This window comes from Gordonia sp. G4 (assembly GCF_057770005.1).
Genome location: NZ_CM173442.1, coordinates 277,208 through 294,615, shown reverse-complemented (window position 1 = coordinate 294,615; position 17,408 = coordinate 277,208). Strand labels below are relative to the sequence as shown.

The 17,408-nt window shown below is 67.8% G+C and carries 20 protein-coding genes and 1 pseudogene; 16 read left to right on the top strand and 5 right to left on the bottom strand.

The window, feature by feature from the left end; all coding sequences use genetic code 11:
* Position 1 precedes the first annotated feature (1 nt).
* From AC3B5T_RS01085 to AC3B5T_RS01075, 3 genes are all read right to left on the bottom strand, one after another.
* Positions 2–1,915 (bottom strand): S9 family peptidase, encoded by a 1,914-nt coding sequence (locus AC3B5T_RS01085; RefSeq protein ID WP_010842273.1) that lies wholly within the window; start codon positions 1,913–1,915, stop codon positions 2–4.
* A complete protein-coding gene (locus tag AC3B5T_RS01080; RefSeq protein WP_010842272.1) occupies positions 1,912–3,711 on the bottom strand; it encodes an N-acetylglutaminylglutamine amidotransferase in 1,800 nt (599 codons plus the stop codon). Before AC3B5T_RS01080 ends, AC3B5T_RS01085 begins: the two co-directional genes overlap by 4 nt.
* Before the next feature lie 121 nt (positions 3,712–3,832).
* Positions 3,833–4,309: a hotdog fold domain-containing protein gene (locus AC3B5T_RS01075; protein WP_010842271.1), complete on the bottom strand. Its 477-nt coding sequence runs from the start codon at positions 4,307–4,309 to the stop codon at positions 3,833–3,835.
* Between the two features lie 404 nt (positions 4,310–4,713).
* Between AC3B5T_RS01075 and rpsJ the strand changes: the two genes are divergently transcribed.
* The 13 genes from rpsJ to AC3B5T_RS01010 all read left to right on the top strand — a co-directional run bounded on the left by rpsJ (position 4,714) and on the right by AC3B5T_RS01010 (position 12,633).
* Positions 4,714–5,019 carry a 30S ribosomal protein S10 gene (gene rpsJ, locus AC3B5T_RS01070; protein WP_003938093.1) on the top strand — a complete coding sequence of 102 codons (306 nt, stop codon included), beginning with the start codon at positions 4,714–4,716 and terminating at the stop codon, positions 5,017–5,019.
* Between the two features lie 19 nt (positions 5,020–5,038).
* A complete protein-coding gene (gene rplC, locus AC3B5T_RS01065; protein WP_010842270.1) occupies positions 5,039–5,695 on the top strand; it encodes a 50S ribosomal protein L3 in 657 nt (218 codons plus the stop codon).
* Positions 5,692–6,381, top strand: coding sequence for a 50S ribosomal protein L4 (gene rplD / locus AC3B5T_RS01060; protein WP_010842269.1), 690 nt, complete (start codon positions 5,692–5,694; stop codon positions 6,379–6,381). The genes rplC and rplD overlap by 4 nt, the downstream gene beginning before the upstream one ends.
* A gap of 1 nt (position 6,382) precedes the next feature.
* The gene (rplW, locus tag AC3B5T_RS01055; protein WP_010842268.1) at positions 6,383–6,688 is read left to right on the top strand and encodes a 50S ribosomal protein L23; all 306 of its coding nucleotides are present in this window, start codon (positions 6,383–6,385) and stop codon (positions 6,686–6,688) included.
* Between the two features lie 29 nt (positions 6,689–6,717).
* Entirely contained in the window at positions 6,718–7,554 is an 837-nt protein-coding gene (gene rplB / locus AC3B5T_RS01050) for a 50S ribosomal protein L2 (RefSeq protein ID WP_010842267.1), read from the top strand.
* A 17-nt stretch (positions 7,555–7,571) separates the two neighbouring features.
* Positions 7,572–7,853, top strand: a complete 282-nt coding sequence (gene rpsS, locus AC3B5T_RS01045) for a 30S ribosomal protein S19 (protein WP_004020551.1) — start codon at positions 7,572–7,574, stop codon at positions 7,851–7,853.
* Complete coding sequence (rplV, locus tag AC3B5T_RS01040) at positions 7,853–8,263, top strand: 50S ribosomal protein L22 (protein WP_004020550.1); 411 nt, start codon at positions 7,853–7,855, stop codon at positions 8,261–8,263. The genes rpsS and rplV overlap by 1 nt, the downstream gene beginning before the upstream one ends.
* 3 nt (positions 8,264–8,266) lie before the next feature.
* Positions 8,267–9,073 (top strand): 30S ribosomal protein S3, encoded by an 807-nt coding sequence (gene rpsC, locus AC3B5T_RS01035; protein ID WP_004020549.1) that lies wholly within the window; start codon positions 8,267–8,269, stop codon positions 9,071–9,073.
* 3 nt (positions 9,074–9,076) lie between these two features.
* Positions 9,077–9,493 carry a 50S ribosomal protein L16 gene (rplP, locus tag AC3B5T_RS01030; protein WP_004020548.1) on the top strand — a complete coding sequence of 139 codons (417 nt, stop codon included), beginning with the start codon at positions 9,077–9,079 and terminating at the stop codon, positions 9,491–9,493.
* Positions 9,493–9,726 (top strand): 50S ribosomal protein L29, encoded by a 234-nt coding sequence (gene rpmC, locus AC3B5T_RS01025; RefSeq protein ID WP_004020547.1) that lies wholly within the window; start codon positions 9,493–9,495, stop codon positions 9,724–9,726. Before rplP ends, rpmC begins: the two co-directional genes overlap by 1 nt.
* A complete protein-coding gene (gene rpsQ, locus AC3B5T_RS01020; RefSeq protein ID WP_004020546.1) occupies positions 9,723–10,013 on the top strand; it encodes a 30S ribosomal protein S17 in 291 nt (96 codons plus the stop codon). Before rpmC ends, rpsQ begins: the two co-directional genes overlap by 4 nt.
* A gap of 251 nt (positions 10,014–10,264) precedes the next feature.
* Positions 10,265–11,533, top strand: a complete 1,269-nt coding sequence (locus AC3B5T_RS01015; protein WP_010842266.1) for a sensor histidine kinase — start codon at positions 10,265–10,267, stop codon at positions 11,531–11,533.
* A complete protein-coding gene (locus AC3B5T_RS01010) occupies positions 11,530–12,633 on the top strand; it encodes a hypothetical protein (protein ID WP_035717196.1) in 1,104 nt (367 codons plus the stop codon). The genes AC3B5T_RS01015 and AC3B5T_RS01010 overlap by 4 nt, the downstream gene beginning before the upstream one ends.
* A 78-nt stretch (positions 12,634–12,711) precedes the next feature.
* Here the strand turns inward: AC3B5T_RS01010 and AC3B5T_RS01005 are convergent.
* Together AC3B5T_RS01005 and AC3B5T_RS01000 are read right to left on the bottom strand one after the other, a co-directional pair.
* Positions 12,712–13,023 (bottom strand): annotated as a pseudogene (locus AC3B5T_RS01005) (GNAT family N-acetyltransferase); the annotation flags it as partial.
* Positions 13,020–13,517, bottom strand: coding sequence for a phosphoribosyltransferase (locus AC3B5T_RS01000; RefSeq protein WP_014927852.1), 498 nt, complete (start codon positions 13,515–13,517; stop codon positions 13,020–13,022). The gene AC3B5T_RS01000 and the pseudogene AC3B5T_RS01005, both read right to left, overlap by 4 nt.
* Before the next feature lie 355 nt (positions 13,518–13,872).
* On the opposite strand from AC3B5T_RS01000, the gene AC3B5T_RS00995 reads away from it, so the two are divergent.
* The 3 genes from AC3B5T_RS00995 to AC3B5T_RS00985 are packed head-to-tail and all read left to right on the top strand — an operon-like array spanning position 13,873 to position 17,136.
* Positions 13,873–15,441 (top strand): ATP-binding cassette domain-containing protein, encoded by a 1,569-nt coding sequence (locus tag AC3B5T_RS00995; protein ID WP_010842262.1) that lies wholly within the window; start codon positions 13,873–13,875, stop codon positions 15,439–15,441.
* A gap of 1 nt (position 15,442) precedes the next feature.
* Positions 15,443–16,270 (top strand): ABC transporter permease, encoded by an 828-nt coding sequence (locus AC3B5T_RS00990; protein WP_014927850.1) that lies wholly within the window; start codon positions 15,443–15,445, stop codon positions 16,268–16,270.
* Positions 16,270–17,136 carry an ABC transporter permease gene (locus AC3B5T_RS00985; RefSeq protein ID WP_010842260.1) on the top strand — a complete coding sequence of 289 codons (867 nt, stop codon included), beginning with the start codon at positions 16,270–16,272 and terminating at the stop codon, positions 17,134–17,136. The genes AC3B5T_RS00990 and AC3B5T_RS00985 overlap by 1 nt, the downstream gene beginning before the upstream one ends.
* Positions 17,137–17,408: the final 272 nt, after the last annotated feature.

Here is a 17,408-nt window from a genome sequence, read left to right as displayed (position 1 = left end):
TTCATCGCGACGATCCGGGGCGGGACGGGTGGCGGGCGATCCAGTCGGCCACCGCCTCGGTGAGCCGATGCTGATTGTGTCGCTTGACGATCTCGTGACCTTCGTCGTCGAACATCAGCATCTCGGCCACCGCCCCGCGTGCCTGGAGTTCGGCGACGATCTGCTGCGACTCGCTCACCGGGACGTTGGTGTCGTGCGCCCCGTGGACGACGAGCAGTGGCGCGCGGACCGCGTCGATCCGGTGGATCGGCGAGAGGTCGGCGAGAAGTTCCCGGTCGGACTCGGGGTGCCCGTACTTGGTGTAGGCCGCGACCGCGATCCACGGTTCGGTGTTGCGGAAGAACGATTCGAGGTCACTCATGCCGCAGATCGCGATCCCGGCGGCGAACAGCTCGGGGTGGAACGTGAGGCACGCCAGCGTGAGATAGCCGCCGTAGGAACGACCCGAGCAGTACACCGCATCGGGGTCGGCGATTCCCTGCCGGCACAGGAACTCCGCGCAGTCCGCGGCGTCGTTGATCCCGGCGTACCGCCCGTATCGGTCGTCGGCATGGGCGAACAGCCGGCCGTATCCCGACGACCCGCGGACGTTCGCGGCGAAGACCGTGATCCCGGCGTCGACGAGTGGGCCGAACAGGAACTGGTAATCCGGTCGCGACTGCCCCTCGGGGCCGCCGTGGAAGTACAGGAGGGTGGGACCCGGCGTCACCGAACCCGTCTTGTCTCGCGCTCGGAACAGGAAGCCGGACAGCGGCATACCGTCGCGCGCGGAGAACTCGAGGAGTTCGGGCCGGAGCAGGCACGAGGGTCCCTCACCCGTGATGACGTCGTCGCGGACGGGATACACGGCCCGGTTGGCGACATCGACGAGGTGGACCAGGGGGGAATGTTGGGGACTCGACACCGTCACGGTCACCACCGAACCCGCCGCACTGATGGAGAGGTCGGAGGCCACCTCGCCGGGCAGGTCGATGGGTGGGTGGAGGGTCTGATCGGGCAGGGTCATGATCTGCAGCTCGCTGCGCCCCTGGACATTCCACAGCAGCGCGACGGTCGACTGGTCGTGGCTGACCGCGAACTCGTCGAGTCCGATGTCGACGCGCTGGGCCATCACCCGGAACCGCACCCCGAACTTGCTGACCTCGACACCGAGGAGTCGTGGGAACTTGGCGTCGAAGTCGCTGCGCACCAGCGCTTGGACGCTGTCGAGGTCGCGTGTCGGTTCGTTCGGGGCGTGCACGAAGACCAGTGAGGAGTGGTCGAAACCCTGATCGAGGACGTAGCCCTGATCGGTGACCGCGCCTGGATCCTGCGGTAGGAGAGGGGTCATCGAGATCTCGTCGTCGCCCGAGTCGGGCTGACGGCGCAGCAGCAACATGTCGTGGTAACCGCGCGGACCGACCCGGACGAGGGTGGCGCCCTTCCACGAGTCGATGAGCACACTGCCGACGCGCTGATCCAGGGTGAGTGTCGTCGCGGTTCCCGGATGGACGCGTAGGGCGTGGGAGGTGCCGTCGGTGTCGATGGCCGTGATGAGAACCCAATCGGTGTCCCATCCGACGAGACCCACGGTGCCGAACGAGCGGCCGTCGGGCCGCGTCGCCGCGATGCGGTGGGCGGTGTCGTCGTCGGGATCTGTCGTGACGACCCAGACCTGGTGGTGCTCGCCGCCGCTGGGGGCGATCTCCACGGCCAGCCAGCGACCGTCGGTCGAGTGCACCACCTTCCGGACGGGCCCGGTGGACCGCAGCTTGACCCACCGCAACTCGCCGACACCGTCCCGGGAGAGCGAGCGCTGCGCGGCCCGTGGATACCCCGTCCCCTCGTCGACGATGTAGGCGAACGCGCTCCCGTCAGGCGAGAGCGAGGCGCCGTAGGTCTTCCATCCGCGGTCGTCGAAACGCAGCGAGGTCACCGTCGTGCGTTCGCTTCCATGGTCTGCAACCACATCTCGAGGAGCGCGACCTGCCACAGCTCGTTGCCGTCGAGCCTGGTGCGAATCCCGTTGGGGTCGGCGAAGAGTCGATCGAGCGCCGCCGGCCGGTACAACCCGCGGTCGCGGGCGGCCTTGGATCGCAGCGTGTCCGAGACGAGGTCGAGGACACCGCCGGTGAGGTGGCGGATCCCCGGCACCGGGAAGTAACCCTTCGTGCGGTCGATGACGGCCGACGGCAGCAGCGCCCGGCTCGCCTCCTTGAGCACGCCCTTGCCGCCGTGCGCGAGCTTGAGATCGGGGGGACAGGTGGCGGCCAGTTCGACGAACTCGTGATCGAGAAACGGGACGCGGGCTTCGAGTCCCCACGCCATCGTCATCGTGTCGACGCGCTTCACCGGGTCGTCGACGAGCATGACGGTGGTGTCGAGGCGAAGCGCCGCGTCGACGGCGGTCGCGGCGCCCGGTGCGGACTGATGGGCCGAGGCGAACTCGAAGCTGGGGTCGTAACCGGCCTCGGGGAGATAGTCGTCGGCGAGGATGCCGCGGATGTCGACGTCGTCGCGGTCGAAGAAGACGTCGGCATAGGCGCGCGTCGTCTTCTCGCGGGTCACGTCGAGCAGTGGGGGATACCAGCTGTACCCGCCGAGGATCTCGTCGGCGCCCTGCCCGGACTGGACGACCTTGATGGACTTGCTGACCTCCTGCGAGAGGAGATAGAACGCGACGCAGTCGTGGCTGACCATCGGTTCACCCATGGCCGCGACCGTGTCCGGGATCGCGGGCAACAACCGGTCGGTCCCGATGTGGATCTTGTGGTGGTCGGTGCCGAAGGTGTCTGCGATGAGATCGGAATAGGCGTACTCGTCTCCCGATTCTCCGGCCGCGGAGTCGAATCCGATGCTGAAGGTGGCGAGGTCGGTCTGGCCCTGTTCGGCGAGCAGGGCGACGACGAGTGAGGAGTCGACGCCGCCGGACAGCAGCACCCCGACGGGTACGTCGGCGACCATGCGCCTGCGCACCGAGGTCCGCAGCGAGTCGAGCAGCTCGTGCTGCCACCGCTTCTCGTCCCAGTCCCGGCGGTCGGGGTGCGGCTCGAACGCCGGTTCCCAGTAGCGGCGTTCGGTACGCCGGCCGTCGGGCCGGATCGTCAGAACCGTCGCGGGCGGGAGCTTTCGGATGCCGTTGTAGATCGTGTGGGGCGCCGGCACGACGGCGTGGAAGCTGAAGTAATGGTGCAGCGCCACGCGATCGATCGAGGTGTCGACGTCACCGGCGCGCAGCAGCGCCTGCACCGACGAGGCGAACCGGAGGCGCCCGGGGGTGTCGGCGAGGTAGAGCGGCTTGATGCCGAGCCGGTCGCGGCCGAGAGTGACCACGCCGGTGTCGGTGTCGACGATCGCGAAGGCGAACATGCCCATGAAGTGGTCGACGCAATCGGGACCCCAGGCGTGGAACGCCTTGAGGATGACCTCGCTGTCGGCGTGGGAGAAGAAGGTGTAACCCTTGCCCTCCAGTTCGGCGCGCAGTTCGTGGTGGTTGTAGATGCAGCCGTTGAACACCAGGGCGAGGCCGAGCGTCGGGTCGATCATCGGCTGACTGCCCTTCTCGGTCAGGTCGATGATCTTCAGGCGCCGATGGCCCAGCGCGACAGAACCTTTCGAGAAGACGCCGGAGCCGTCGGGGCCTCGGCGGGTCATCTCGCAGGTCATGGCATCGACAGCCGAGACATCCGGGGCCGTGCCGTCGAACCGGATCTCACCGCAGATTCCGCACATGGGTCGCTGGTCCTCCTCGTCGCTGCCGCACTCCGATGCCACTGGTGCTCTGGCGCACCGGGCGGAGGCATCCTCCCACCCTAGGAGGCCGGGGGCCCGACGGCACCCCGGGCGGGGGCCGCTACTTCGGGGTCACCCACGTGGTGATGTCGCAGTGCACGACCTCCACGCCCCTGGTGTCGACGATGCTCACCGACACGGTGACGTCGGTGCCGGCGGTGATGGCATCGAAGTCGACGGGCTCGGCGAGCCGCGCCTCGGCGGTCAAGCGCGTCGTCGCCTTGGTCAGGTAGCTCGTCTGCATCGCCTTGGGTATCCAGCGATGGGACGTCGGTGTGGTGGCCTCCATCAGCATCCCCATCGCGGCCTCGGCGAGATTGCAGGCGGCGATCGCGTGGAAGGTGCCGATGTGGTTGTGGACACCGAACCAGTTGGGCGCGGTGACCTTGCAGTAGCCGGGTTCCATCTCCTGGACGAGCGGTAGGACGGTGCCGAAGTAGGGGACCTTCGCGACCATCCCGAGGGAGAACAGAACGTTCCCGAGAGGATTGGCCGGCAGCCTCTTGCGCAGGGCGAAGGTGGGGTTCGTCGAACTCATGCCGGTATCTTACTCATGAGTCAGTTCATTCCCCGGTGTCGGCGTCCGGCGTGGATTTGATCGTGCTCCCGACCTGATGCATACTGTTCGGGTTGCCTTGACCGGCGGACGCAGGTTGTGCCGTGTGCCAGCCCAGCGGTCGCGGACAGGTGAATGACTCCCAGGCCCGGTCTACGGGGACTGGGCGTGTAACGCGTGCGCCGATATCGGTTCACGGTCCCGACACGCCCGACCGCGGGTGCCGGAGCAACCAGGCTCGTACAGGTACGAGCCAACGTACAACGACAGATGAACAGCGTCGATTGCCGTATCTCACACGGTGGTCATGTGCTCAGCCGGCGAGAGCTCGGTCCGGATCACGCGGTGTTTGTCTGTCGAGAACAACTGACGGAAGAGGACACAGCGTGGCGGGACAAAAGATCCGCATCAGGCTCAAGGCCTACGACCACGAGGCGATCGACGCTTCGGCGCGCAAGATCGTGGAGACCGTGACCCGTACCGGGGCACGCGTCGTCGGCCCGGTGCCATTGCCCACCGAGAAGAACGTGTACTGCGTCATCCGTTCGCCGCACAAGTACAAGGACAGCCGCGAACATTTCGAGATGCGTACCCACAAGCGACTCATCGACATCCTCGACCCGACACCGAAGACGGTCGACGCGCTGATGCGCATCGACCTCCCGGCCAGCGTCGACGTCAACATCCAGTAGGACGGGGGCGAGATAAATCATGAGCAATCAGAGTTCGACCAAGGGGATCCTGGGCACCAAGCTCGGCATGACCCAGGTCTTCGACGAGAACAACCGCGTCGTCCCGGTCACTGTCATCCAGGCCGGCCCGAACGTGATCACCCAGCTCCGCAGCGCGGACCGTGACGGCTACACCGCCGTCCAGCTCGCCTACGGCGCGATCGATCCCCGCAAGGTGACCAAGCCGGTCGCCGGCCAGTACCGCAAGGCCGGGGTCACCCCGCGCCGCCACCTGGCCGAGATCCGCGTCAACGACATCAGCGAGTTCGAGGTCGGTCAGGAACTGACCGCCGAGATCTTCGCCGACGGCGCGCTGGTCGACGTCACCGGCACCTCGAAGGGCAAGGGTTTCGCCGGCGTCATGAAGCGCCACGGCTTCGCCGGTCTGGGCGCCAGCCACGGTGCCCACCGCGTGCACCGCGCACCGGGCTCGATCGGTGGCTGCGCCACCCCGGGTCGTGTGTTCAAGGGCATGCGCATGGCAGGCCGCATGGGTAACGACAAGGTGACCACGCAGAACCTCACCGTCCACAAGGTGGACGCCGAGGCCGGTCTCCTGCTGATCAAGGGAGCGATCCCGGGTCGCAAGGGCGGCATCGTGATGGTTCGCGACGCAGTGAAGGGTGGTGCCAAGTGAGCACCGAGACCGCTACGAAGCTGACGCTGGACGTCAAGACCGCCGACGGCAAGACCAACGGAACCGTTGACCTGCCCGCCGCACTCTTCGACGCCCCGGCCAACATCGCGCTGATGCACCAGGTCGTCGTGGCCCAGCAGGCCGCGGCACGCCAGGGCACGCACTCCACCAAGACCCGCGGCGAGGTCCGCGGCGGTGGCGCCAAGCCGTACCGCCAGAAGGGCACCGGCCGTGCGCGTCAGGGCTCGAACCGCGCGCCGCAGTTCACCGGTGGTGGCACCGTCCACGGCCCGCAGCCGCGCGACTACAGCCAGCGCACACCGAAGAAGATGAAGGCGGCCGCCCTGCGCGGTGCGCTGAGCGACCGCGCTCGCAACGAGCGCATCCACGTGATCACCGAACTGGTCTCGGGGCAGCAGCCCTCGACCAAGTCGGCGCGCCAGTTCCTGGAGAGCCTCTCCGATCGTCGCAAGTTCCTGGTCGTCCTCGGCCGCGAGGACCTGACGGCGTGGCTGAGCGTGGCGAACCTGCAGAACGTGCTGCCGATCGCGCCGGATCAGCTCAACACCTACGACGTCCTCGACTCGGACGAGGTGGTGTTCAGCGTCGAGACGCTCAATGCCTTCATCGAGCAGAACACGGCGGATGCCAAGGCTGCCGTCGAGAAGACAGCAGAGGAGGCCTGACATGTCGACCATTGCCGACCCGCGCGACATCATCCTGGCGCCCGTGATCTCGGAGAAGTCCTACGGGCTCATGGAGGACAACGTGTACACCTTCCTGGTGCACCCGGAGTCCAACAAGACCGAGATCAAGATCGCGATCGAGAAGATCTTCGGCGTCAGTGTTGCCAGCGTCAACACCGCGAACCGACAGGGCAAGCGCAAGCGGACCCGCTCCGGCTACGGCCAGCGCAAGTCCACCAAGCGCGCCATCGTGTCGCTGACCGCAGACAGCAAGCCCATCGAGATCTTCGGGGGCTCGGTCAGCTGACCGGGGCCTTCGAGAAGGACTAGAGACTCATGGCTATTCGTAAGTACAAGCCGACGACCCCGGGTCGTCGTGGGGCCAGCGGCTCCGACTTCGCCGAGGTCACCCGTGACCACCCGGAGAAGTCGCTGGTGCGTCCGCTGCACGGGCGTGGTGGCCGAAACGCTCACGGCCGCATCACCACTCGTCACAAGGGTGGCGGCCACAAGCGTGCCTACCGTCTGATCGACTTCCGTCGTAACGACAAGGACGGCATCAACGCCAAGGTCGCTCACATCGAGTACGACCCGAACCGCACCGCGCGGATCGCGTTGCTGCACTACGTCGACGGCGAGAAGCGCTACATCATCGCGCCCAAGGGCCTGAAGCAGGGCGACGTCGTCGAGAGCGGCTCGACCGCCGACATCAAGCCCGGCAACAACCTGCCGCTGCGCAACATCCCGACCGGTACCCAGGTCCACGCCGTGGAGCTGCGCCCGGGCGGCGGCGCGAAGATGGCCCGCAGTGCGGGTTCGTCGATCCAGCTGCTGGGCAAGGAAGGCAGCTACGCCACCCTGCGTATGCCCTCCGGCGAGATCCGTCGCGTCGACGTGCGCTGCCGCGCCACCGTCGGCGAGGTGGGCAACGCCGAGCAGAGCAACATCAACTGGGGCAAGGCCGGCCGTATGCGCTGGAAGGGCAAGCGCCCGACCGTCCGCGGTGTCGTGATGAACCCCGTCGACCACCCGCACGGTGGTGGTGAGGGCAAGACCTCCGGTGGTCGCCACCCGGTCAGCCCGTGGGGTAAGCCCGAGGGCCGCACCCGCAAGAACAAGGCCAGCGACAAGCTGATCGTCCGTCGCCGTCGTACCGGCAAGAACAAGCGATAACAGGAGGAGGTAAGAGAATGCCACGCAGCCTCAAGAAGGGCCCGTTCGTCGACGACCACCTCCTGAAGAAGGTGGATGTCCAGAACGAGAAGGGCACCAAGCAGGTCATCAAGACCTGGTCCCGTCGTTCGACCATCATTCCCGACTTCATCGGTCACACCTTTGCCGTCCACGACGGACGCAAGCACGTGCCGGTGTTCATCTCGGATTCGATGGTCGGGCACAAGCTGGGCGAGTTCGCCCCCACCCGTACCTTCAAGGGTCACATCAAGGATGACCGGAAAGCGAAGCGCCGGTAATGACTACGCAGACCGATAATCCGACAGCAAAGGCGACCGCCAAGTTCGTGCGCGTCACGCCGATGAAGGCTCGTCGTGTCCTGGACCTGGTCCGCGGCAAGAACGTGGACGAGGCCCTCGACATCCTGCGGTTCGCCCCGCAGTCGGCGTCCGAGCCCGTGTACAAGGTCCTGGCAAGTGCCGTCGCCAACGCGGAGAACAACCTGGATCTGGATCGCCGGACCCTGGTCGTCGCCACCGCGTTCGCCGATGAGGGTCCGACCCTCAAGCGCTTCCAGCCGCGCGCACAGGGTCGCGCGTTCCGTATCCGCAAGCGCACCAGCCACATCACCGTGGTCGTGGAGAGCTTGCCGGAGAAGGCAGCCGGCGGCCGTGGCCGTTCGCGTCAGCCGAAGAAGAAGGGAGCCTAGACAGTGGGCCAGAAAATCAACCCGCACGGCTTCCGTCTGGGCATCACCACCGACTGGAAGTCGCGGTGGTACGCCGACAAGCAGTACGCGGACTACGTCAAAGAGGATGTCGCCATCCGCAAGCTCCTCTCCACGGGGCTCGAGCGGGCCGGCATCGCGAAGGTGGAGATCGAACGCACCCGTGACCGGGTTCGCGTCGACATCCACACCGCGCGTCCGGGCATCGTCATCGGACGCCGTGGCGCCGAGGCCGATCGCATCCGCGGCGATCTGGAGAAGCTGACCGGCAAGCAGGTCCAGCTGAACATCCTCGAGGTCAAGAACGCCGAGTCCGAGGCCCAGCTGGTGGCCCAGGGCGTCGCCGAGCAGCTGAGCAACCGTGTGGCGTTCCGCCGCGCGATGCGCAAAGCGATCCAGTCGGCGATGCGTCAGCCGAACGTGAAGGGCATCCGGGTCCAGTGCTCGGGTCGTCTGGGCGGCGCAGAGATGAGCCGCAGTGAGTTCTACCGCGAGGGTCGCGTGCCGCTGCACACGCTGCGCGCCGACATCGACTACGGACTCTACGAAGCCAAGACCACCTTCGGCCGGATCGGCGTGAAGGTGTGGATCTACAAGGGCGACATCGTCGGTGGACGTCGTGAGCTGGCCGCGGCCGCTCCGGCGGCCGAGGATCGCCGTCCGCGCCGGCCCAGCCGGCCCCGGCGTAGCGGTGCCTCGGGCACCACTGCGACGAGCACCGACGCCGCTCGCGCGGCCGAGGCCGCTCCCGCCGAGGCCACCGCTGGTGCGGCTGAGAAGCAGGAGGGCTAGGCCATGTTGATCCCCCGTCGGGTCAAGCACCGCAAGCAGCACCACCCCAGCCTCAAGGGGCAGGCCAAGGGCGGCACCAAGGTGACGTTCGGCGATTACGGCATCCAGGCTCTGGAAGGCGCGTACATCACCAACCGTCAGATCGAGTCCGCTCGTATCGCGATCAACCGGCACATCAAGCGTGGCGGCAAGGTCTGGATCAACATCTTCCCGGACCGCCCGCTGACCAAGAAGCCGGCCGAAACCCGCATGGGTTCGGGTAAGGGTTCGCCCGAGTGGTGGGTCGCCCCGGTCAAGCCGGGTCGCGTGTTGTTCGAGATGACCTACCCGAATGAGGAGATCGCTCGCGAGGCCCTGCGTCGCGCGCAGCACAAGCTCCCCATCAAGACCAGGATCGTGACCAGAGAGGAGCAGTTCTGATGGCACTCGGAGTTGCTGCGAACGAGCTTCGTGAGCTCAACGACGCTGATCTGGTCGATCGCCTGAAAGAGTCGAAGGAAGAACTGTTCAACCTTCGGTTCCAGATGGCCACCGGCCAGCTCGACAACAACCGTCGCCTGCGGACCGTGCGTCGCGAGATCGCGCGTATCTACACCGTGATGCGTGAGCGGGAGCTGGGCCTGGCGTCCGGACCGGATGGTGATGACGCATGAGTGAGGACCAGAAGGTGACCGAAACCCAGACCGAGGAGCGCGCACGCCGCAAGGAGCGCATCGGCTACGTGGTCAGCGACAAGATGCAGAAGACCATCGTGGTCGAGCTGGAAGATCGTAAGAGCCACAAGCTCTACGGCAAGATCATCCGGACCACGAGCAAGGTCAAGGCCCACGACGAGAACGGCGATGCCGGCGTCGGCGACCGTGTGCGGATCATGGAGACCCGCCCGCTGTCGGCGACCAAGCACTGGCGTCTCGTCGAGGTGCTGGAGAAGGCCAAGTAGGCCCTCTCCCAACGAGATCTACCAAACGCCGGCCCGTTCCCCCTGGGGAGCGGGCCGGTTGTCGTCTGGGCCGATCCCTGAGGAGCTCCGGAGCCTGCGGAGGTCGGCCCACGATCCCTGAGGAGCTCCGGAGCCTGTGGAGGTCGGCCCACGATCCCTGAGGAGCTCCGGAGCCTGCGGAGGAGCGTCACGAAGGGTGGTCTCAACGGGGGATTGACCGGCTGAGCCGAACGGTGTGAGGGTGAGATGCGATGCCCACCACCGATCTCGCGACAGCCGAATCCCGCGCACGACCCGCCTGGGTCCGGCGGGCGTTCGAATCCGACTCGGCGGAGCCGGACCTGGATCGCGTTCGCCGGGTGGGGGCACGGTTCCTGGGTCTGGGTTTCATCGGTTACCCGGTGGTCTCCGTGGCGGCGATTCTCGCCTCGGCGCCGCTCACCGACGCCTGGTGGCCACCGTTGAGCATCCTGCTGTCGGTCGGACCCGGAATCCTGTTGATCGCGGCGACCTTTCGGCCGGGCACGGCATGGCTCACGCCGCTGGCGCTGACGTCGTGGGTCGGTTACATCCTCGGGCTCGGGTTGTGGTTCGTCGCATGGAACGGCTCGACGCTGGCGGATCCGGGTGGCACGGCCCAGTGGATGGTCGCCTTCTGCGGCATGCCGAGCATGGTCCTGATGCTCGTGCACCCGCGTCTGGCCGTGGTCGGTCTCGTCGCGTCCTCGACCCTCGCGCATCTCTCGCAGCAGCTCGGCCGGTTCGGCGAGGTGACCTCCGACGCGCCGGTGGAGATCCTGTGGTCGCTGATGTTCACCGGCGTCTTCCTCGCGGTGGTGCTGGTGGCCACCCGGACCGGGCGCGAACTCGACGAGACACGCGAAGAGACCTACCGCACCGCGGCCAACGTCGCCGCCGCCTCGGCCCGCGAGGTGGAGAAGGAGCGATTCGACGCCATCGTCCATGACCGGGTCATCGCGTCACTGCTCGCCGTCCGGCCCGGCCGTCCCGATGATCGGCTGGCGGCGCAGGCCGCGTCGGCTCTCGAAGAACTCGCGCGTGTCCCGGGGCCGGATGATCCGGTCGCCGCGAGCGAGGTCGAGGTGATCCGACGCATACGGTCGGCGGCCGCGGACGTCTCGGAACGGTTCGACGTCGAGGTCGTGGACGGCGACGCGGACGGGGACGGGGACGAGCGGTGGCCCGAGGCGGCGGCCTCCTATCCGGTCGAGGTGCTCGACGCGGTCGTCGAGGCGATGTCGGAGGCGCTGCGCAACGTCGCCGGGCACGCCGGGGACGATGCCGAATGCGCCGTCATCGTGCAGCTCGGACCCGACTCGCTGAGCATGGCGGTCGTCGACAACGGTGTCGGGTTCGACCCCGACGCGGTGGCGGCCGGCCGGCTCGGCATCGCCGTCAGCATCCGTGGCCGTCTCGCACGACTACCGGGCGGCCACGCGCGGGTGCAGAGCCGCGCCGGCCGGGGGACCACCGTGCAGATCCTGTGGGAGCGGCCGTGAGACGCGACTGCGCCCGGGGCGTCGACAGCGCTCAGCGCGGCGAGGTCGTGAACGCCTTCGGGATCGGCTCCCGGCCCCTGTGGCTGATGATGGGGGTCCTCGCCTGCGGCTATTTCGCCGTGACGCTGTACGCCGACTCGACCGTCTCCGGGTGGTGGCAGTGGATCGGACTGTTCGCCGGTTTCGTGTTGTTCGTCGTCGCGGGGGTGTCGATTCTCGACTCCCCAGGCGATCCGCTGCCCACGTCGACGACCATCGCCGTCGCCGGGCTGGCCGTCGCGGCGGTGGCTGCCACGCTGTTCTCGCTGCCGTTCCCGCCATCGCACGTGATGCAGACCGGGCCGCCGATGGGCGCGTCGGTGATCATCCTGGCCTTCGTCGCGGTGCGCGGCCGTCCCCTGGCCGCGTGGCTCGCCAGCGCCTGCATCTCGGTCATCGCGGCCGTGTGGGGCGCGGTCTCGACGGCGGGGGCGCTCTGGGGACTGTCCATCACCCTGCCCGGCTACGCGATCATGATCATGGGTTCGCTGTTCTCCGTCATGCTGCGCCCCATGGCCAGGCAGATCTACGCCCTTCGGGAGGCCAACGAACGTCAGGTGGCGCTCGACGCCGCCGCGGCGGCGGCGACCGAGGTGCGGGACCGCCGACTCGCCGCCCTCGACGAACGGGCGCGTCCCGTCCTCACCCGTATCGCCAACCGTGAGTCCTTCACCGCGGACGAGGTCGTCATGGCCCGCCTGCTCGAGGCGCAGTTACGCGACGGCATCCGTGCCTCCGGGCTCGACCTCCCGGTGGTCCGGGATGCGGCGTGGCGCGCACGACAGCGCGGGGTTCGCGTCATCCTTCTCGACGACGGTGGGCTCGCGGCGCTCGACGAAGCGAATGCGGCGACGGCGCGCGAACGGCTCGCCGTCGCCGTCGCCGAACTGCTGGACGAGGTCGACGACGGGCGGGTGACGATCCGCATCCAGCCGCCGGGGCGCGACGTGCTCGCCTCGGTCGGCGTGGACGCCGACCATCGCACCGACCGGGTCGAGTTCGACCACCGCATGATCGTCTCCGCCGATACGGCGCGGGAGACGCCGGCCTCGGGCAGGTGACGCCGCGGGTCAGGCGTTGCCGGTACGCAGCCATTCCAGGACGGCGGGAGTCACCGGTGCGGTGGCGTCGGCGTACTCCGGATGCTTCTTGAGGTATGCGGCGACCAGGGGGCACACGCCCACGATCGTGAGGTCGCGTGCGCGGGCGTCGTCGAGGGCCTCGGTCACCAGGATCGTCGCGAGGCCGCGTCCGCCGAAGTCGGGGTCGACCTCGGTGTGGAAGAACACCCGCGCGGTCAACGGGGCGTCCTGAGTGCCGGAGACACGGTCGCGGTACTCGGCGAAGCCGGCCAACGTCTCGCCGCCGGGCGTCTGGACCAGGATGTCGTACCGGTTCTCCTCGGGATTGTCGCGCACCGTGGTCTCCGCGCCGGTCTTGTCCGCGGTCATCGCTGCACCGTCACGATCGGGCCCTGCACCGACCAGGGGAAGTTGATCCACTTGTCGGTGGTACGCCAGGTGTAGTCGGGGACCGTGATGGTGTGCGGCTTCTTGTAGAGCACGGCGTTGCGGACCTCGGCGACCCGGCCCTGCTCCTGACAGAAGTCGTTGACCAGTTTGAGGGTCTTGCCGGTGTCGGCCACGTCGTCGACGACGAGAACACGCTGGTCGGTGAGGCCGCTCGACTCGAGAAGCGACGGCAACATCACGGGTTCGGACAGCGTCTCGCCGACGCCGGTGTAGAACTCGACGTTCAGCGAGATCATCAGCTTGCAGTCCAGGGCGTAGGCGAGGGCGCCGGCCGGGATCAGGCCGCCCCGGGCGATGCCGAGGATGATGTCCGGGGCGAACGCGTCGTCGGCGACCTGCTGGGCGAGCTCACGGCACGCCACGCCGTTGAGCTCCCACGTCAGGATCTCGCGCTCGGGAGATGTGGTGGTCATGAGAACACTCTTCCAGAGGGTGCGCGACGACGCGTGACCGAAGTCCATGTCGGCGCAGTCGCGCGGCTCGTCGGTCGAGCGATACACGCACCGCGGGTGCGTCGAACGCGGCGAGGAGGCGGAAACGCCACGTCGTGCGAGGTCGCGGACACGACGTAACCATTCGACCCCGACCGCACGACATATTCGTGGAGGACAGACCGAGTCAAATTCGTCGGGAACTCTGATTCGTGCGTAAGTTTGTTGTCGTGGATGCCTAGCGTCAGATCCTTGCCGCCGTCCCATCGGTGGCCGACGACGTGCGACGCTCCGGTTGTCCATGTTGCCGCCCTGTTGTCGACGCGTAGAGGAAGACATGTCCGAGGCCAGTGGTCAGCGACCCTCCGTCGCGTCCTACGCGCCGCGTCATCAACGGCAGGATTCGCCTCTTGCGCCGCTGCCCGAAGACCCGTTCGTACTCCCGGACCCGGTCGAGGAGCAGCTACGACGCTGGCGCGCCGAGCGGTCGAATCCCGCGCCCCCCACCGCCGAGGACGGTGATGCGGCCGAGCCGTCGCCCAACGGGCACGTGACCGTCCCGGCCGAAGAGTCCGCACCCACCGACTCCGCACCCACCGACGGCCCGCCCGTCGACTCCGAGCCGGCCGATCCCGCGTCCGCCGACGCGGCACCCACTGCCGAGGCGCGCGCTGCTGACGCACCCACAGCCGCGGGCCCGCCGGTGAGCACGCGCCCCGTCGAGTCGCCGCTGGATCCGTCGCCCATCGCCCGCGCTTACACGCCACCGCCGGTCCCGACGACCCCGCCGCCCCCACCCGCCGAACGGAACGGACATGTCGTCCGGCCGGCGCCGAACGGCGTGGCGGGACGGGTGGTCCCCGAGTGGCAGAGGGGACCCGTCGACGGGTCGGAGTCGCAGACCGTCGCATTCCCGGTCGCCGACCCGGTGCGGGAACCTGCGCCCGGTGACTCCGCAGGCATCGCCATCGAGGCGAGGAACCTGCACAAGAAGTTCAAGGACATGGTCGCGGTCGAGGATGTGAGTTTCACCGTCCCCGCGGGCAGCATCGTCGCGTTGCTCGGACCCAACGGCGCAGGCAAGACCACGACGGTGAACATGCTCTGCACGCTGCTCAAGCCCGACGGCGGGAGCGCCACGGTCAACGGCCACGACGTCTCGCACGACGCGGCCTCGGTCCGGAAGTCGATCATGCTGACCGGCCAGTTCGCCGCTCTCGACGAGGCGCTCACGGGCCGCGAGAACCTGGTGCTGTTCGGACGCCTCCTGGGCCTGGAGAAGTCGGCCGCGCGGGTACGCGCCGACGAACTGCTCGATGCGTTCTCGCTGACAGATGTCGGCGGCAAACGTGTCCGCGAGTACTCGGGCGGCATGCGCCGCCGGATCGACATCGCCTGCGGCCTGGTCACCGCACCGAGGATCGTGTTCCTCGACGAGCCGACGACGGGGCTGGATCCGCGCAGCAGGCTGGAGGTGTGGTCGCTCGTCGAGAAGCTCCGCGACTCCGGCGTCACCATCCTGCTGACCACCCAGTACCTCGAAGAGGCCGACGTCCTGTCCGACAACATCGTCGTCATCGACAAGGGCCGGGTCATCGCCGAGGGAACCTCCGACGAGCTGAAGGCATCGACCGGTGCGGCCTACTGTGAGGTCACGCCGGCCGACCCGGCCGACCGTGCCCGACTTCGCGACACCCTGGCCGACCTCATCGCCGACCACGTGCAGAGCGCCGACGACCACTTCGTCGCGGTGCCGGCCCCCGATGGTCCGGAGACGCTCGTCGAGGTCATCCAACGCACGGCAGCCGCGGGTATCCCCCTCTCCGACGTCGCGATGCGCCGGCCTTCGCTGGACGAGGTGTTCCTGGCGTTGACCGACCCGCGGCGGGACCGGAGTTCCACCTGACATGACGACTTCTGACGTACTGCGGTCGGGGGCGACGTCGGGGTCTCCGACGACCACGCTGATCGAGCCGCGCGTGCGACCCGTGCAGCAGTGGTGGGCGCTGTCGGGGCGCGGGATCTCCAAGGTGTTCCGGGGCGGCGAGGTCATCTTCGCCTTCATCTCGCCGGCGTTTCTCGCCATCTGTTTCTACGTGCCGCTGCGGAGCATCGTCGAGGTCGCGCCCGGCGTGAACTACGGCCAGTTCCTGATGCCCATCATCGTGCTGCAGTCGGTGAACTTCGCCGCGTCCTCGGCGGCGATGCGCGCGGCCTTCGACGGGGTGCAGGGAATCAACACCCGCTTCCGGGTGATGCCGATGTCGCCGCTGATCCCGATGCTGGCGCGGACCGCGACCAACGGTGTGCTGCTGGTGATCTCGCTCATCTGCGCGGCCGTCGCCTGCCTGATCATCGACTGGCGGCCGGGCGGTGGGGTCTGGGGGACGCTCGGTCTGTTCGGCCTGGCCTTCCTGATCGGAGCCCTGTTCTCGTGGGCGGCAGACGGTCTCGGGCTCGTCGCCGGCAGCCCGGAGGCCACCAGCCAGGCCCTGGCCCTGCCGACCCTGATCCTGGGCATGATGTCCACCGGATTCGTGCCGCTGGAGCAGTTCCCGGAGTGGATTCAGCCGTTCGTGCGCAACCAGCCCATCTCGCAGTTCGCCGACTCGATGCGTGCCCTCGACGCCGGGACCGCCACGTGGCACCAGTTGCAGCCGTCGCTGTGGTGGTGCGCGGGGCTGGCAGCGACCGCACTGGCGTTGCTGGCCGTCAGCACGCGGAGGACTCGCTGATGAGCGCCGCCGGAGTGGGCGCCTCCACCGCGGAATCGACCGCGCAGCGGCATTTTCTGACGACCGCGCCCACCGACGTGCCGACGGAGTCCTCGTTCCGGGCGTGGTGGCGTCAGAGTCTGCCGCTGGCCGGCAGACAGATCGTGGTGTTCGTCCGCGACGTCCCGACGCTGATGCAGGCGTTGCTGTTCCCGGCGCTCAGCATGCTCATGTTCAAGGTCGTGCTCGGCGACGCGATCGGGTCGGCGACGGGTCAGAACAGTGCGTACGGCACTGTGCCGCTGGTCATCCTCGTCGGCGCGATGTTCGGCTCGATCGCCTCGGCGACTCGACTGAACCGGGAGCGGGCGACCGGACTGCTCGCCCGGCTGTATGTCCTGCCGATCCACCGGGCGGCGGACCTCACCTCGCGGGTGATGTCCGAATTGGTGCGGATCCTGGTCACGACGCTCATCCTCCTCGCCGCCGGCCACCTCATCGGATTCCGATTCACGCAGGGGCTGGGTTCGGCGATCGGGCTCGTGCTGGTCGCGCTGGCCTACGGCACCGCCTTCGCGACCCTGACGCTGGCACTCGCCGTCAGCGCGCGCCCAGGGGCGCCGATCGTGCCGTATCTCGGTCTGGCCTCGAGTCTGTTGATGTTCTTCAACTCCGGCTTCTCCCCGATCAGTGCTTATCCGGAGTGGCTGCAACCGATCGTCGCCAATCAGCCCATGACACCGGCCATCGAGACGATGCGGGCGTTCGCGGCGGGTGGCCCACTCGCCGAGAATCTCACGAAAGTCGCTGTTTGGACCGTGCTGATTCTGGTCATTTCCATTTATCCGGCTCTTCGCGGTTATCGGAAAGCCGCGAGGGACCGATGATCACGAACCGATCCCATACCGTCGGGGTAACGAATGACACCCGGTATGGCCCCAATGGGGTCGATGCCGAGCGTGTCAACATCCCCCGTCGGCACATCGGCGCTGGTCAGTGGCTCTTGTGCGGGATCGGACGGGATATCGGCGCCGTCCCCTCGCCACGCGCGGGCACGCCGAAGGGCGTAACAAGGAAGGTGGGTACAGCGATGGCATTCACAGAGGCTGGCCCTGCATCCCGGTTTCATCAGACCCCCTCGCGTGAAATAGGATGGAGA